Genomic DNA, 15,731 nt, shown 5'->3' with positions numbered 1-15,731 from the left:
GCCGTCGGCTCGTTGATGATGCGCAGCACTTCGAGGCCGGCGATCTTGCCGGCGTCCTTGGTCGCCTGGCGCTGGGCGTCGTTGAAATAGGCCGGAACGGTGATGACCGCCTTCTCGACCTTCTCGCCGAGATAGGCTTCCGCCGTCTCCTTCATCTTCTGCAGGATCATGGCCGAAATCTGCGAGGGCGACTGCTTCCTGCCGCCGGCCTCGACCCAGGCATCGCCATTGTCACCCTTGACGATCTTGTAGGGGACAAGCTTCTTGTCCTTCTCCGTCACCGGATCGTCATAGCGGCGGCCGATCAGGCGCTTGACCGCGAAGATGGTGTTTTCAGGATTGGTGACCGCCTGGCGCTTGGCCGGCTGGCCGACGAGACGTTCGTCGTCGCCGCTGATGGCGACGATGGAAGGCGTCGTGCGCGCGCCTTCCGCATTCTCGATTACCTTCGGCTCCTTGCCATCCATGATGGCGATACAGGAGTTGGTGGTGCCGAGATCGATACCGATTACTTTTGCCATTTTTCTAGTCTCTCCGCTAAGCAGGCTCTCAGGACCCGTACAGGCGTTCCGACGAAAGCCCCTGTTCACAAGAAATTCCGTTCCGGCAACCGGCATTCCGGCACCGAACGGCTTGGCGCGTATATAAGAACAGGCGGCATCGCGCGCAAGCATTCTGCGCAAGGCTTCCATGAACCTTTCCACCTCCGCCTGCGACTGATGTCCAGGCGCCGCATGGTGCGGCCCGGAAAGGAAGCCCCCCATGACCAATAACCCAGAGACTCCGCGGTCTCCGGGAACAACAGGAGCTCGGCGCGACCACCGCCTTCGGGACGGGGTCGATGCGCTGGGTTTTCCGCTGATTCCGTTGACCCTGCGTAAGAGCAGGCGTATCGTGACAATGAGGAAAGCAGACAATTCGATCAGGGAAGAACGAGCCGGAACGCCGCGCCTTGCCCTGATTTGCGCGGCCAGACCGGACGTTTCTCCCGTTGACTACGGGGGGAGTGTCATGTCTCGCATCCGCGGCTCGCTCGTGTCGTCTCTTGATGGTCGTTTGCGTCGTGCCGCGCATGCTGGCGGCGCATTGCTGGCGATGACGCTCGCCGCCGGCCTGTGGCTGGGTGGCGCCGCGCAGGCGCAGGAAACCCAGATCATCTATCCCGGCTCGATGGCGGTGACCGGATTTTCCGGCACCATCATTCCCAATTTCGACGAGGGCCTGCCGCCCGGCGTCGATCCGGTCGACGAAACCTTCATCGACATTACCCGCGCCACCTTGCGCGTGTTCGACGTCTCGCATCTGGGCGGACCGGCCGCTGGCCAGCTCGTCAACACACCGCCGCCCTTCGAGGTGACGGCAGAGCAGATCGGCCAGGTGTTCGGCGTCACCTATGACGATGGAGTGCGCGACGGCATTCCGTCCGGCATTCCCAATCTCTATGCCGGCGCCACCTCGCTGCACGGCATCCGCATCGTCACGCCGGACGCCGACGATGACGGTCGCCCTGAGCGGCAACGCCGCGGCATGGCCGGCGCCACCTTCATGGATGGCCAGTTCGGCACCGAAAACGGCGGCGGGCCGGGCACCATCTGGAAGATCGACGGCATCACCGGCCAGGTCTCCAAATTCGCCGACATCGACACCAACAGCGGCCCCGGCATCGGCAATCTCACCTTCGATCCCAGCCACCGCCAGTTCTTTGCTTCCGACCTCGACACCGGCCTGATCCATCGCATCGACGCCAACGGCAGGCTGATCGACAGCTTCGACCATGGCGTTGTCGGCCGCCCCGCGCATGGGCTGGCTCCCGTCGCCGACGACGGGTCGGTGATGGACATCCAGGGCGCGGCCTTCGACAGCGAAGACCCCGACAGTTGGGGCTACACGCAGGACGAGCGCCGCATCTGGGCCGTTTCCTATCATGGTGGCCGGCTCTACTACTCGGTCGGCGAAAAGTCGGAAATCTGGTCGGTGGGCATCGCCCGCGACGGCACCTTTGCCGGCGACCCGCGCTGGGAACTGACGGTCAAGGCTGACAAGGACTACGCCGTCACCGATATCGCCTTCGACAACAGTGGCTTCATGTACCTGGCCCAGCGCGGTCCGGTCGAGAACCGCTACGATTACAGCCAGTTCGCCGATTCCGGCAAGGGCGAGGTCATTCGCTACTGGCGCGAGAACCCGGACGATCCGGCAACCGAATCGGTCTGGGTGGAAATGCCGCAGGAATATGCGATCGGCTTCCCGCAGGGCAACCGGCAGTCGGCCGGCGGTCTCGACCTGCAATATGGCTATGACGCCGACGGCAATCTCGACACCTCGGTCTGCACGCAGACACTGGTCAACACCGGCGACAAGCTGCGCGACAATCAGGCTTTCGCCGAACAGCTCGCCGCCGGCGGGCCGCTGGCCGTGCATGGCGTGCAGATTACGCCCAAAGAGCTGGTCAAGCCGGCCAATGTGCCGCCCTTCGGCTCCTGGTTCGTCGACTTCGACGGTTATTTCGAAGACCCGGAGGTCGAGGGTCATGTCGGCGACGTTGCCGTCTGGCATCCCTGCGAAGGCCGCGCCGGCTATTATGAAGAAATCCCGGGCGGCTACCTGCCCCCCTTCTACCCGCCGGACTTCCCACCGCCCGGCAATCTGCCTCCGTGTCTCGACGTTGAAGATGTCCAGTACTACTGCACGCCTTCGGGGCTTGAGGCCGATCTCTATCTCCATGACCATGCCGGCTTCGGCGGCGATTCGATCAAGGCCCAGTCCAGGACGCCAGGCGTCGGGGTGACATCATCCCAGTCGCATGCGCCCGGCAAGCCCTACACGATCGACATCACCGGCCACGATCCGGGCGACACAGTCGATGTCGGGCTCTGCTTCTACAGGAAGTCCGACAAGGACAAGGGTGGCTACTACCCTTGCTGCAAGATGACTTTGCCGCTCAGAACCCCAGCCGTCAGCTGCGAACGTTGAGGAGGGGAAGATGAAAAATCTCGCACTCTCCCCGCTCGCAGAAAACAACTCAACCGTCATGGAGACGATCATGAAACCCCTGTCATACGCCAGGCGCGGCGCGCGCTGGCTGATGGCGGCCGGTATCGCGGTCGCCATGCTCACCCCTGTGGCAAGCCACGCGGAAGACGCCGTTCCGATCACCCCGGAACTGAAGCTCGACCTCGACAATTCGCGCGTCGTCAATCCGAGGCTGGACCGGCTCGTGCCTTTCTTCACCAAGAAAGGCACTCAACGAGGCTGCGACTATGTCGTCTATTCGCTGAGCTTCGGCTTGCGCGGCGATCCGCAGGGCCTTGCCGACCCGAGCCTCGAGGCCAGGCTGAAGAAGGTCCGGGTCGACTTCAAGGACCAGCTTCCGCACGGCCTTGAGATCGTCAACGTCAATGTGTCCGGCGACGGCACGGATTCGTCCGGTGGGCCACTGCCGGGGGCTTCAATCAGCACCTCGGCAAATCCCAACGATACGGCGACTGTGTCCGATTTCCGGCTCTCCGCCACCGATCTCGACGGCGCTGGTGCTCCGAACGAGCGCGTCATCACCTTCCAGATCACCGCCAAGATCGACCATGCGGCGTTTCCCTCGCCGACGATCGTCGACAACCAGGGCATGATCAAGGTGACGGCCGGACCGGGCACGGGGACCATCATCCCGTCGCAGGATCCGGGCGAGCCCGACGACGGCGACTTCAAGACCGGCGTGAAGACCTCGATCAAGATCGACGTCACCAAATGCAACCCGCCACCGCCACCTCCCGGCAAGGAATGCTTCAAGGTGGAACGCGGCACGGTCGACTGCGTGCCCGGCGGCGGCGCCTTCATCTATCACATGCCGGTCGGCCCGGAGATGGGCGGCAAGTGGGTGCAGGTGTCGACGACCACGCCCGGCATCACCATCATCCCCGACACCCAGCTGGTGCCGGCGGGCGGCGGTGTCTTAAACTGGAAGATCGTCGGCGCATCGCCCGGCGACGTCATCCACCTCATCGTCACCGGCATCGAAACCTATGCCGGTCCGAAGGAAGGCTGGGGCCTGTGCTGCACGCAGACGATCGACATCGTCATCCCGCGTGACCAGAGGTGCCCGCCCAAGGATAAGGAGCCGGACCTCAAGGTCGAGAAACGCGCCGACGTGACGCGTTGCACGATGGGCGGCGGCTGCGACTTCACCATCAGGGTCACCAATGTCGGCACCGGTGCCTACCACGGCAAGATCGTGCTCGACGAGGTGACGCTGCCGGCCGGATCGACGCTCGATTCGGGGCCTAATCCGCCCTGGGTCTGCGTACCCGGCACCACCCCGATGACGTGCACCTATCCGGTGACCACGCTCAGTCCGGGGGCCTCCGTCGACCTCAAGCTCGGCTTCAAGCCGGCCGGAGGCTGGCAAGGCAGCGTCCTGCGCAACTGCGCCACGTATAATTATGGGGCCAGCGGCAAGCCGCTGTTCGGCAGCCAATCGAATGATCGCGGCTGTGCCTCGATCCCGATCTGCCGGCGTGGCGACCGTGACCGCGACTGCCAGCCGCCGGTCGAAAAGAAGGTCGACCTGATCCTGAAGAAGCGTGCCCGTATCCCGGTCTGCACGGCCGACGGCATCTGCTACTTCGTGATCGACATCATCAACAACGGCACATCAACCTATAATGGGCCGCTGACGGTGATCGACACCTATCCGGGCGGCGCGCCGTCCTCCTCGACCTTCGGCCCGAGCCCGCCCTGGACATGCGGACCGAACGGCCCCGGCCAGTTCCGCTGCGACAATGCGGGGATCTCGCTGCCTCCGGGCGCCTCGACACCGATCGTCGTCAAGGCGGTCATGCCGGCCGGCTACCAGTCGGACACGGTGGAGAACTGCGCCGCGGTGAAGGCCATCCCTGGTGAAAACGACCTCACCAACAACAAGGCTTGCGCCAAGGAACGCTTCCGTCATCCCAATGGCGGCAAGCCGACCCTGCGCATCACCAAGGTATGCAACGGCTCGCTCGCCGGTGCCGCGGTCATCTCTTGCCGCATCACCGTCATTAGCCTTGGCACCGCTGCCCCCACCGGTCCGGTGCGGGTCAACGATGCCGCCACGCTGGTGGCTGGCGGCGCGCCCGTCCAGATCCAGACCGTCACCCCTGACGGCGCGGAATGGGCATGCGGACCGGTTCCGGCCAATGCGCTGTCGTGCCAGATTCCCGGTGCCGTGATGACACCTGGAACCAGCCGCCACTTCGACGTGACGGTTTCTGCGAATGGCGCGTTCGAGAACTGCGCGCGGGGTTCGTTTGGTCCGGCGCCAGGCGACGACATCGTCTATCCGATCGGCCAGGCCTGCGCCAAGGGCGGCGGCTCTTCGACCATCCGTGTCGAAAAAACCGGCGACCGCGAATGCAAGCTCGGCCAACCCTGCTCGTTCGAGATCACCATCACCAATGATGGGACGACCCCCTTCTCGGGACCGGTCCGTATCGGTGATGCGATCGGCGTGGATGGGCTCGGCAGGCTGGAAGGCGTTGAAATCACGTCGATCGATCCGCCCTTCGGCTGCTCGCCGGAACCGGCAACCTTGCCTGCGTCCTGCATTGCCGACCTGACGCTCGGCGCCGGCGAAAGCCAGGTGCACCATGTCACCGTGGTCATTCCCGACGACGGCCGCCTGGCCAATCTGCAGGGCAACGTCAGCGGCCAGAACTGCGTCGGCGTGCTCTCTCCCGACACACGGGTGCAAGGCGGTGGCGACGTGCTTGGCGGCGACCAGACCAATGTGCAGGGCGATCGCGGCAAGGCCTATGCCTGCCATCCCTTCACCATCAGCCAGGAGACGAAGAAGGAATGCTCGCAAGGCTTCGTCATGAACGACGCCGGTCGCTGCGTCTGCCCGGAAGGCACCACCTTCCGCAATGGCCAGTGCACCGGCGGTGGTACCAATATTCTGCCAACGCCACCGCCGCCGAAGCGCTGCGTGCTGCTCGAAGGCCAGATCCGCACCGAGGACGGACGCTGCGTCTGCCCACGCGGAACCGGGCTTGAGAACGGCAAATGCGTCAGGACCGACAAGCCCGAGCAGTGCACCATCCGTGGCCAGGTCCACAATTCGGATGGCGATTGCGTCTGCCCCAGGGGCACGGAAGTCAGGGACAATGCCTGCCGTCCGATCCGGCCAAAGCCCGAACAGTGCACGATCCGTGGTCAAGTCTACAATGCCGATGGCGATTGCGTCTGCCCCAGGGGAACGGAAGTCAGGGGCAATGCCTGCCGACCGATCCAGCCGAAGCCGGAGCAGTGCACCATCCGTGGCCAGGTCCACAATGCCGATGGCGATTGCGTCTGCCCACGCGGCACGGAAGTCAGGGGCAATGCCTGCCGACCGATCCAGCCGAAGCCGGAGCAATGCACCATCCGTGGCCAGGTCCACGACGCCAACGGCGATTGCGTCTGCCCGAGGGGTACCGAGGTGCAAGGCAATGCCTGCCGGCGCAAGCAGCCTGATGTGCAGCAGTGCGACATACGCGGCCAGGTCCACAACAAGCGCGGCGAATGTGTCTGTCCGCGTGGGACCGAGGTGATCGACGGCGCATGCCGCAAGCCCAGGCAGCAGGTGGAATGCGCACCGGGCACGCAGATGATCAATGGCCAGTGCCAGCCGATCATCAGGCGGCGCTGCCCGGAAGGCACGATCGGGCGGTATCCGAACTGCCGGCCGGTCCGCGGGCAACCGTCGCTGGAGCTCAACCCGGGCCTGCTGCTGCAGCAGGTACTGCCACGGCGCAGCCCGCAGGTCGAACAGCAGCAGGATCCGGATCCAAACAGAATCCTGAAACTCCAGCAGCAATAACCATCTGCTCGACGCCAGACCAGAAACCCGCCGGAGCAATCCGGCGGGTCTTTCTTGTGGTTCCGGGGCAAGCGGAAATTGGCTGCAACACGATCGGAGACGCCAAAACGCCACCCTGCCTGTGCAGCGCCCGCGCCCGTGCACTCGACAAGTCGGCTGGAGCGCATTAGGCAGTCGATCCAGAGTGACTGGTATGAAAAGGGCGCTCGGAAAGGCCGCACCCATGAGCAGAAAGACCTTGATCGCACCGTCGGTACTGGCATCGGATTTTTCGAGGCTCGGCGATGAGGTCGAAGCGGTGGCGGCGGCCGGCGCCGACTGGATCCATCTCGATGTGATGGACGGGCACTTTGTCCCCAATATCACCTTTGGCCCGCCGGTGATCAAGGCGATCCGCAACCGCACCAAGGCCTTCTTCGACTGCCATCTGATGATTGCCCCGGCCGACCCCTATCTGGCCGCTTTCGCCGAGGCCGGCTGCGACGGTTTGACGGTCCATGCAGAGGCCGGGCCGCATCTCGACCGCTCGCTTCAAACCATCAGGAACCTTGGCAAGAAGGCCGGAGTGTCGCTCAATCCGGCAACGCCTGAAAGCGTGGTCGAGTATGTGCTCGACCGGCTCGACCTGATCCTGATCATGACCGTCAATCCGGGCTTCGGCGGCCAGGCGTTCATTCCGGCCATCGTCGACAAGGTGAAGCGGGTCAAGGCGCTGATCGGCGACAGGCCGATCCGCATCGAGATCGACGGCGGTGTTTCAGCCGAAACCGCGCCGCTGGTCACCGCTGCCGGCGCTGACGTGCTGGTGGCGGGCGCCGCCATCTTCAAAGGCGGCAGTGTCGAAGCCTACCGGCAAAACATCCAGGCGATCAGGACGGCAGCCGACAACGCAGCCGGCTAACTCACGGCGCATCGTATCTTCAAGGGCGCTGCGCCCAAAAGAGCAGCGGCGGCCTGATTCGGCTTCGCTGTTCGCCGCCTGCGCACACAACAGAACAGGTGGTCTCACGCGCATACAAAAGAACAGGAAGAACAGATTCTCCTGCGTGCATACAAAACATGTTAAGTTTCCGCAGGTTGTGGGGATGCGCGGAATTATAGCATCGATCTTCGGAATGCCGCATATTCCTTTGTGCTAAAGTACAATATCGTGATCTTCTGCTTGAGCGCGCCGCGGCACGCGTTATATGGTACAAGTACGAAAAGGCGAATGCTGTCGGACTCGAATTGCCCAAGACAAGTTTTGGGGACAAGGAGTCGCTGTGACATACGGAGCTGCCAATCTGAACGATGACGCCGCAGGACCCAAGAGCACGCTTGCCAGCACGGTCTACCAGCAATTGCGTGACGATCTTCTCGGTGGTGTTCTTGAAGCCGAGAGCAAGCTGCGGGTCGAATGGGTGGTCTCCAAATATGGGGCTGGCGCTTCCCCTGTCCGCGAGGCTCTCAATCGCCTCGCCTCGGAAGGGCTTCTCGGTCGGCACGACCAGCGTGGCTTCTTCATCATGCCGGTCAGCGCGTCGGAACTCGAGGAGCTGACGCGTACCCGCTGCTGGCTCGAGGAGCGAGCGCTTCGCGAATCCATCGCCCACCGCACCGCCGAATGGGAAGAACAGCTCGTCCTGGCTCTGCATCGCCTGGGGCGCGCGTCACGTCTTTCGCCGCAAAATCTCTTCTCGCTCAACCCGGATTGGGAAAGGTTGCACCGCATCTTCCACAGGGTGCTGATCTCGGCCTGCCGGTCGCAATGGCTGGTGGGGTTTTGCGATCAGCTTTCCGATCACGCCTATCGCTACCGGCAAATGGCCAATGATGGCGAAGGCGTCCAGCGCGACGATTTCGGCGAGCATCGCCTGATCGCCGAATGTGCCCTGGATGGCAATGCCGACGCTGCCGTCGAGGCACTGATCAATCACTACCAGTTGACCGCCGCCATGTGCATGAAACGCTTCAGTCAAGGCGAAGGGTCACAGGCGGCCGCCGGCAGAGCCGAGCGCGCCCGGCGATAGCGATCGTTTTCCCGGCGGGTCTTTTGCGGCCCATTTCCCACAACCTCTGGCGTTGGCTCGACAGGCGTGAACCATCGTCTGCGGTCTTGACGGCGCGGCTGGGAACCGCGAACTCTTCGCCGCCAATGCATGCTTCGAAAAAGCGTGCTCGACGCCGCCGTTTCAGCCACTCGGGGAAGTCCTTATGAGCAATCATCTGTTCGATGCGTTCCGGTCCCGGATGCCGATGCCGGGGCGCTTGCTGATGGAAACCGATGATGGCGGCTCGCTCACCTATGGCGATATGCTGGCGCGCTCGGCGCAGCTGGCGCATGCGCTCTTGCAATTGGATGTCGAACCCGGCGACCGCGTCGCCGTGCAGGTCGAGAAGAGCCCGGAAGCGGTCCTGCTCTATCTCGCCTGCCTGCGCGCCGGCGCCGTCTTCCTGCCGCTCAACACCGCCTACACGCTGGCCGAACTGGAGTACTTCTTCAGCGACGCCGCGCCACGCCTGGTCGTCTGCGATCCGGCAAGGGCAGCCGACATCGCAGCGTTGGCGGGAAAATCGGGCGCCGCCACCGTCACGCTCGGCCGCGACGGCGAGGGATCGCTGACCGATCAGGCCTCGCGGCTGCCGGCGGATTTCCATGACGTGGCGCGCGGGCCGGATGACCTAGCGGCGATCCTCTACACGTCGGGAACCACCGGCCGCTCCAAAGGCGCCATGCTCAGCCACGAGAACCTCGCCTCCAACGCGCGCGTGCTGGTCGAGCACTGGCGCTTCACCGGAGATGATGTGCTGATCCACGCATTGCCGATCTTCCACACCCACGGCCTGTTCGTCGCCACCAACGTCATCCTGATGGCTGGCGCCTCGATGCTGTTCGAGCGGAAGTTCGATCCGGCCCGCATCGTCTCGCTGCTGCCGCGCGCCACGGCCCTGATGGGCGTGCCGACCTTCTATGTGCGCCTGCTGCAGCAGGACGGGCTGGACCGCGAGGCGGCGAAAAACATCCGTGTGTTCATTTCCGGTTCGGCGCCGCTGCTGGCCGAGACACACAAGGCCTGGCGCGAGCGCACCGGCCACGCGATCCTCGAACGCTACGGCATGACCGAGACCAACATGAACACCTCGAACCCCTATGAGGGCGAGCGGCGCGCCGGTACGGTTGGTTTCCCCTTGCCCGGCGTCGCGCTTCGCATCGCCGATCCCGACAGCGGCGCAGCGCTTGCGCAGGGCGAGGTCGGCATGATCGAGGTGAAGGGCCCAAATGTTTTCGGCGGCTATTGGCGCATGCCGGAGAAGACCAAAGCGGAATTCCGCGCCGACGGCTTCTTCATCACCGGCGATCTCGGCATCATCGATGCCGATGGTTACGTCCACATTGTCGGGCGCGGCAAGGACCTGATCATTTCCGGCGGCTACAACATCTATCCAAAGGAACTCGAAAGCGAGATCGACGCGCTAGACGGGGTTAGCGAAAGCGCCGTCATCGGCGTTGCCCATCCGGACTTCGGCGAAGGCGTCACTGCTGTCGTCGTGCGGGCGCCGTCATCGCAGATAACCGGGGCCGAAATTCTCGGCGCCATCGCTGAACGCGTGGCGAAATACAAGCACCCGAAGCGGGTGATCTTCGTCGACGAACTGCCGCGCAACACCATGGGCAAGGTGCAGAAGAATCTTTTGCGCTACGCCTACAAGGACCTCTATGCCTCATAGAGCAATACCAGCAAAATAGCGCGGTTCGGCGGTTCTGTGAAACGATGGATCGCCCCGGGAGCCGCGTAGGCAGTCGGGTCAGCCTGGGTACAACAGCTCGGCGACGTGCTCGGCGATCGCCAGGCTGGCCGTCAGGCCGGGGCTTTCGATGCCGAACAAATTGACGATGCGGCCGGCGCCATGGTCGGCCGGACCCTGGATCGTGAAGTCGGCAGCCGGCTGGCCGGGGCCGGACAGTTTCGGTCTGACGCCGGCATAGGCAGGCTGCAGGGCGCCGTCGGCAAGCTCGGGCCAGTAGCGCCGGATCGCCTCGTAGAAGACAGCGCTTCGGCGGGGATCGACCGTATAGTCGAGGTGGTCGATCCATTCGACATCCGGACCAAAGCGCGCGCTGCCGCCAAGGTCCAGCGTCAGATGCACGCCGAGGCCGCCATTGACCGGGACCGGATAGATCAGCCGCGAGAAGGGCGACCGGCCCGAAAGCGAAAAGTAATTGCCGCGCGCCAGCCAGAGCGGCGGAACGAGGTCTTGTGAAAACCCCTCGATCCGGTTGGCCAGGGCTTGTGCATCGAGACCTGCCGCATTGACGAAGGCGCCGGTTTTCAATGCGAAGATCTCGCCCTTGGCATCGCGCGTATCGATCCGGATTCCATCGACTTCAACGGCCGCTCCGGCGACAGTGGTAAGGAAGGCGAACGACACGCCGGCGGTCTCCGCGTCGCCGCGCAGCGACAGCATCAGTGCATGGCTGTCGACAATGCCGGTCGATGGCGACAGCAACGCGCCGGCGCACCTCAGCGCGGGTTCGAGGCTTTCGGCTTGTGCCTGTGTAAGCAGATCGAGATCGCCAACCCCGCAGCTCTGCGCATTGGCCCTGATCGCGCTCAGCCTGCCCAACTGATCCGGTTCGACGGCGACGATCAGCTTGCCGGTGCGATCATGGGCGACGTTGCGCTCGCAGCAATAGGTGTAGAGCCGCTCACGCCCTTCGACGCAGAGCCGGGCTTTCAGGCTCCCGGGCGCATAATAGAGCCCGGCATGGATGACCTCGGAATTGCGTGAGCTCGTGACGGTGCCGATCGCATCAGCCTGCTCGATCACCAGCACCTCTCGGCCCGACAAAGCGAGCGCGCGGGCGACGGCGAGCCCAACGACGCCCGCTCCGGCGACGACGCAATCGATATCTTGCATGGTCTTGCTTTCAGCGTGAAGCGGTGGCCTCGAACACCTTGCCGCCGCCGATCCAGACGCTTCTTATGTCGAGATCGTCCGACAGCGCAACGATATCGGCTGCCGTGCCATTGGCGAAGCGGCCAAGTCGGTGCGACTGGCCGATCGCCTGCGCCGGATACAATGAGGCCATGCGCAAGGCCTCGGATAGATCGATGCCAACGACATTGTGCATGAAGCGAACAGCCGAGATCATGTCGAGATCGGCACCCGCCAGCGTTCCGTCGGCAAGCCGCAGGCTGCCATCCTTGCGGTAGATGGTGCGGCCGTTGAGCGTGAACGAGGTCATGTCGGTGCCGATTGTCGCCATGGCGTCGCTGACCAGCACGATCTTGCCGGGACCTTGCTTGGCGCGCAGTGCGATCTTGATGGTGGCGGGATCGACATGGATGCCGTCGGCGATAAGACCGGCGGACAAGGTGCCGATATCGATGGCTGCGCCCGCCAGCCCTGGCTCGCGATTGCCGATCTGGCTCATCGCGTTGAACAGATGGGTGACCACGCTCGCGCCGGCTTCGGCGAAGGTGCTGGCGGTGGCGTATCCGGTGTCGGAATGGCCAAGACTGACGATGACACCGGCCTTGGCGATTGCCGCGACGCGTGCCGGCTCGACGGATTCCGGCGCGACGGTGGTGAGCAGCACCGGCAGCTTTTGCCGCGCCGCGATCAGCATCGCCTGGTCGGCATCGAGCATCGGCCGGATCAGCGCCGGATCATGCGCGCCCTTGCGGGCGATCGACAGATGCGGGCCTTCGAGATGCAGGCCGAGGAAGCCCGGCACCTTCCGCAGCGCCGCTGCTTCGCCGGCGGCGACGGCGGCGGCGGTGACGCCGGGCGTGTCGGTGATCAGCGTCACAAGCAGCGCCGTCGTGCCGAAGGGCGCATGCGCCTTGCAGATGGTTTCGATCGAGGCGACATCGGGGTGGTCGTTGAGCATGACGCCGCCACCGCCATTGACCTGCAGGTCGACGAAGCCCGGCGCCAGCACGCCGCCGCCGGTGTCGACGGCGCGGATATCCGAGGGGATGGCGCTGGTGGGCAAAATAGCCTCGACGAGGCCGTCACGCACGACCAGCGCGTGGCCTTCATGCCAGTCGTCGCCATCGAAAATCCGGGCGCCAGTCAGGGCAAAACGGTCGCTCATACGGTCTCCGTCACCTTGCGAAGATTGCGCGGCGTGTCCGGATCGAGGCCGCGATGGCGGGCAAAGGCCTCGACGAACATGTAGAAGGAGACGATCAGCGTCAGCGGATCGGTCAGCGGGTGGCCGGTGGCGACATGCGGCAGGCGCACGGCGCGCTGGGCAAGTGCGGAGGTGACGAACACCGGCGCGCCCTTGGCCGCCAGGCCGTCGGCGGCCTCGGCGATAGACGGCTCGGACGCATCGCGCGCGGCCAGCGCCAGCACCGGAAAATCGGGCCCGATCAGTGCCAGCGGGCCATGCATGACTTCGGCGGCGCTGTAGGCCTCGGCATGCATGCCGCAGGTCTCCTTGAATTTGAGCGCCGCTTCGTTGGCCATCGCAGCCGACGGGCCGCGGCCCAGGATGAATAGCGACTTCTGCTTCTCGATCGTCTCGGCCAGCACGCTCATCCAGTCGCAAGCGATCGCCTTGCGGAAATGCCCAGGCAATTGGGCGAGGGCCGCCAGAAGCGCATCGTCGCCGGTGGCATGCGCCATCAGGGCGAGGCCGGCGACAGCGGAATTGATGAAGGTCTTGGTTGCCGCCACGCTGCGCTCGGGGCCGGCCAGGATATCGATCGCATAGTCCGAGGCCCGCGCCAGCGGCGAATCGGCGGTGTTGGTGATGGCGACGGTCAGCGCGCCCCCGGCCCGAGCGGTTTCGGCCATAGCTACGATGTCGGGACTCTTGCCCGACTGCGAGATCGCCAGGCAGGCCGAGCCGGCGAGCCTGAGCTTGCGGCCATAGATCGAGGCGATGGATGGTCCGACCGATGCCACGGCCAGTCCCGCAGTCAGCTCGACGGCATATTTCATGAAGGTGGCGGCATGGTCGGACGAGCCGCGCGCCACGGTGACGACAAACTGCGGGTCGCGTGCGCGGATGCCGCGCCCGGCCTCGGTCAGCACCGCGCCGGAACCGTCGAGCAGGCGAGCGACGGCTTGCGGGATCTCCTCGATCTCGCGCCGCATATGGGTTGCTTGTGTCGTCATGGTCGGCCCTCTTCGCTCGGCCCGGTCAGCCGCAGTTCGGCGACGAAATCATAGGCGTCGCCTCTGTAGATAGAGCGGGTGAATTCGATGACCTTGCCGCTCGCCAGATAGGAAATGCGTTCGATGTGCAGGCCGGCGATGCCTGGCGGCACCTCAAGCAGGCGCGCGTCGCTGTCGCCGAGATTGGCGGCGGAGATGCGCTGCACCGCCCGCACCGGCCGGTTGCCGGTCAGTTCCAGCGCCGCATAGAGCGAGGAGCCTATGTCGGCCGGATCGGGCAGCACGCTGGCCGACAGCGAGGCGCGTTCGATCGCCAGCGGCGTGTCGTTGGCAATGCGCAGGCGCGCCACGCGTGCCACCAGTTCGCTCGACGACAGGCCGAGCACCATCATCTCGTCAGGCGAAGGCGCGTAAAGGCCGCGGTCGAGCCAGGCCGAACGCACAGCCATGCCGCGCCGAGCCATGTCCTCGGTAAACGAGGTCAGCCGCGACAGCGACTGTTCGACGCGCTCCATGCGCGGCGCCACGAACGTGCCTGAGCCGTGGCGCTGGACCAGGATGCCGCCCTTGACCAGGTCCTGCACCGCCTTGCGCACGGTGACCCGCGAAATGTCGGCCTTGGTGGCAATGTCGCGCTCGGAGGGCAGCGCGTCGCCCGGCCCAATCAGGCCGCGATTGACCGCGTCCTCGATGCTCTTGCGAAGCTGCAGATAGAGCGGCGCGCCGCTTTGCGCCTGATGTTTCAGCGTGGCGAAGATCTGGTCGGCGGCCTCGCTCATCGAGCCGCCTCCGTGGTCGCGAAAAGGCGGACCGCCATCTGCACGGCGCCGCCCAATGCGTCGTCGAGCGGCGGCTTCAGCAGCGCCCGGTAGCGCGCCGAGAGGCGCGGCGCGTAGAGCGGCGCCAGCCCGCCGAGCAGGCAAAGCGGCGCGTCGTCCGCAAGGTCGAGCGCCCCGAGCGAGGCCTCGACATCGGCGACCACCCTGTCGAGGATCCAGTTGGCGACGCTGTCGCCCTTCTCGGCATGCTCGAACACCTTGGGCGCGAAGCCGCCGAAATCGCCTGGCTTGGCATTGGTGGTGAATTCGACCACGTCCTCCGGATTGTTGCGGAAAACGGCCAGCATGCTCTGCGTCAGCGGCGAACCCGCGCGGACGCCGTCATAGGCAAGCAGTGTCTGTTCGAGCAGGTCGCGGCCGATGCGGGCGCCGCTGCCCTGGTCTCCGACCTGGAAGCCCCAGCCGCCGATGGCGCGCGACTTGCCGTTCTTGCGCGCCATGTAGGCGGTGCCGGTGCCGAGGATCGCCATGGCGCCGTCGCCCGAGCCGACAGCGCCTTCCAGGGCGATTTCGGCGTCGGTCTCGACGCGGCTGGTGCTGAACGGCAGGATCGCTTCGAGCTGCTGCCGGTAGGTGCCGACATTGGCGCCGGCAAGGCCGAGAATGGCCGGTGTCTGCGGGATCAGTTCCGGATCCTGCCCGGCGGCGATGAACGCCTGCCTGGCGGCATCGACGATGTTCGAGCGGGCGCCGGTCAGATCGGTGCGGATGTTGGCGGCGCCGCTCTTGGCGCGGCCAATGACTGCACCATCCGCTGTTGCCAGGGCGGCCCTGCAGCTGGTGCCGCCGCCATCGATTCCGAGCACGAAATTCACGTGATTTCTCCTCCGGGCGGATAATACCAATAAAATACCAATAGCCAAGGGTTAATTTTCGTTTCAAAAAGATTAAGGCGTATTTTATTGAAAAACCTACGTATTTCGCCGGCTCAGCGATTTCAGAGC

11 protein-coding genes are annotated in these 15,731 nt (G+C 64.7%); 5 read left to right on the top strand and 6 right to left on the bottom strand.

The features are described from left to right. Nucleotides 1-521: Hsp70 family protein (locus EN993_RS18560; RefSeq protein WP_164757714.1), on the bottom strand; the 521-nt coding region annotated here is incomplete at its 3' end. Between the two features lie 490 nt (nucleotides 522-1,011). On the opposite strand from EN993_RS18560, the gene EN993_RS18555 reads away from it, so the two are divergent. The 5 genes from EN993_RS18555 (at nucleotide 1,012) to EN993_RS18535 (ending at nucleotide 10,543) form a co-directional block, all read left to right on the top strand. After that, complete coding sequence (locus tag EN993_RS18555; protein WP_127264505.1) at nucleotides 1,012-2,973, top strand: hypothetical protein; 1,962 nt, start codon at nucleotides 1,012-1,014, stop codon at nucleotides 2,971-2,973. Nucleotides 2,974-2,983: 10 nt separating this feature from the next. After that, a complete protein-coding gene (locus tag EN993_RS18550; RefSeq protein ID WP_127264504.1) occupies nucleotides 2,984-6,835 on the top strand; it encodes a DUF11 domain-containing protein in 3,852 nt (1,283 codons plus the stop codon). Between the two features lie 223 nt (nucleotides 6,836-7,058). Next, a complete protein-coding gene (rpe, locus tag EN993_RS18545; RefSeq protein WP_126067089.1) occupies nucleotides 7,059-7,736 on the top strand; it encodes a ribulose-phosphate 3-epimerase in 678 nt (225 codons plus the stop codon). Between the two features lie 361 nt (nucleotides 7,737-8,097). Then, on the top strand, nucleotides 8,098-8,844 hold the full coding sequence (locus EN993_RS18540) for a GntR family transcriptional regulator (protein ID WP_109667486.1): 747 nt from the start codon (nucleotides 8,098-8,100) through the stop codon (nucleotides 8,842-8,844). Between the two features lie 184 nt (nucleotides 8,845-9,028). Then, on the top strand, nucleotides 9,029-10,543 hold the full coding sequence (locus tag EN993_RS18535; RefSeq protein ID WP_127264503.1) for a malonyl-CoA synthase: 1,515 nt from the start codon (nucleotides 9,029-9,031) through the stop codon (nucleotides 10,541-10,543). 78 nt (nucleotides 10,544-10,621) lie between these two features. Here the strand turns inward: EN993_RS18535 and EN993_RS18530 are convergent, their stop codons facing one another. Genes EN993_RS18530 through EN993_RS18510 form a run of 5 tightly spaced genes read right to left on the bottom strand, consistent with a single transcriptional unit; the run spans nucleotide 10,622 to nucleotide 15,602 of the window. Further along, nucleotides 10,622-11,734, bottom strand: coding sequence for an NAD(P)/FAD-dependent oxidoreductase (locus EN993_RS18530; RefSeq protein WP_127264502.1), 1,113 nt, complete (start codon nucleotides 11,732-11,734; stop codon nucleotides 10,622-10,624). A 10-nt stretch (nucleotides 11,735-11,744) separates the two neighbouring features. Beyond that, nucleotides 11,745-12,917, bottom strand: a complete 1,173-nt coding sequence (gene nagA, locus EN993_RS18525; protein WP_109667479.1) for an N-acetylglucosamine-6-phosphate deacetylase — start codon at nucleotides 12,915-12,917, stop codon at nucleotides 11,745-11,747. After that, a complete protein-coding gene (locus EN993_RS18520; protein ID WP_127264501.1) occupies nucleotides 12,914-13,948 on the bottom strand; it encodes an SIS domain-containing protein in 1,035 nt (344 codons plus the stop codon). The genes nagA and EN993_RS18520 overlap by 4 nt, the downstream gene beginning before the upstream one ends. Continuing rightward, the gene (locus tag EN993_RS18515; RefSeq protein WP_027040192.1) at nucleotides 13,945-14,727 is read right to left on the bottom strand and encodes a GntR family transcriptional regulator; all 783 of its coding nucleotides are present in this window, start codon (nucleotides 14,725-14,727) and stop codon (nucleotides 13,945-13,947) included. Before EN993_RS18515 ends, EN993_RS18520 begins: the two co-directional genes overlap by 4 nt. Further along, on the bottom strand, nucleotides 14,724-15,602 hold the full coding sequence (locus tag EN993_RS18510) for an N-acetylglucosamine kinase (protein WP_109667474.1): 879 nt from the start codon (nucleotides 15,600-15,602) through the stop codon (nucleotides 14,724-14,726). The genes EN993_RS18515 and EN993_RS18510 overlap by 4 nt, the downstream gene beginning before the upstream one ends. Between the last annotated feature and the right edge of the window lie 129 nt (nucleotides 15,603-15,731).

It is taken from the genome of Mesorhizobium sp. M7D.F.Ca.US.004.01.2.1, assembly GCF_003997785.1.
Lineage (GTDB): Bacteria > Pseudomonadota > Alphaproteobacteria > Rhizobiales > Rhizobiaceae > Mesorhizobium > Mesorhizobium loti.
Note: the sequence above shows the minus strand (reverse complement) of the source record. Positions and strands in the feature narration are given on the sequence as shown.

Excerpts from the sequence above, each read along its gene's own strand:
- EN993_RS18555 (WP_127264505.1), top strand. The coding sequence starts at position 1,012 with ATGTCTCGCATCCGCGGCTCGCTCGTGTCGTCTCTTGATGGTCGTTTG.
- EN993_RS18550 (WP_127264504.1), top strand. The coding sequence starts at position 2,984 with ATGAAAAATCTCGCACTCTCCCCGCTCGCAGAAAACAACTCAACCGTC.
- rpe (WP_126067089.1), top strand. The coding sequence starts at position 7,059 with ATGAGCAGAAAGACCTTGATCGCACCGTCGGTACTGGCATCGGATTTT.
- EN993_RS18535 (WP_127264503.1), top strand. The coding sequence starts at position 9,029 with ATGAGCAATCATCTGTTCGATGCGTTCCGGTCCCGGATGCCGATGCCG.
- EN993_RS18530 (WP_127264502.1), bottom strand. The coding sequence starts at position 11,734 with ATGCAAGATATCGATTGCGTCGTCGCCGGAGCGGGCGTCGTTGGGCTC.
- nagA (WP_109667479.1), bottom strand. The coding sequence starts at position 12,917 with ATGAGCGACCGTTTTGCCCTGACTGGCGCCCGGATTTTCGATGGCGAC.
- EN993_RS18520 (WP_127264501.1), bottom strand. The coding sequence starts at position 13,948 with ATGACGACACAAGCAACCCATATGCGGCGCGAGATCGAGGAGATCCCG.
- EN993_RS18515 (WP_027040192.1), bottom strand. The coding sequence starts at position 14,727 with ATGAGCGAGGCCGCCGACCAGATCTTCGCCACGCTGAAACATCAGGCG.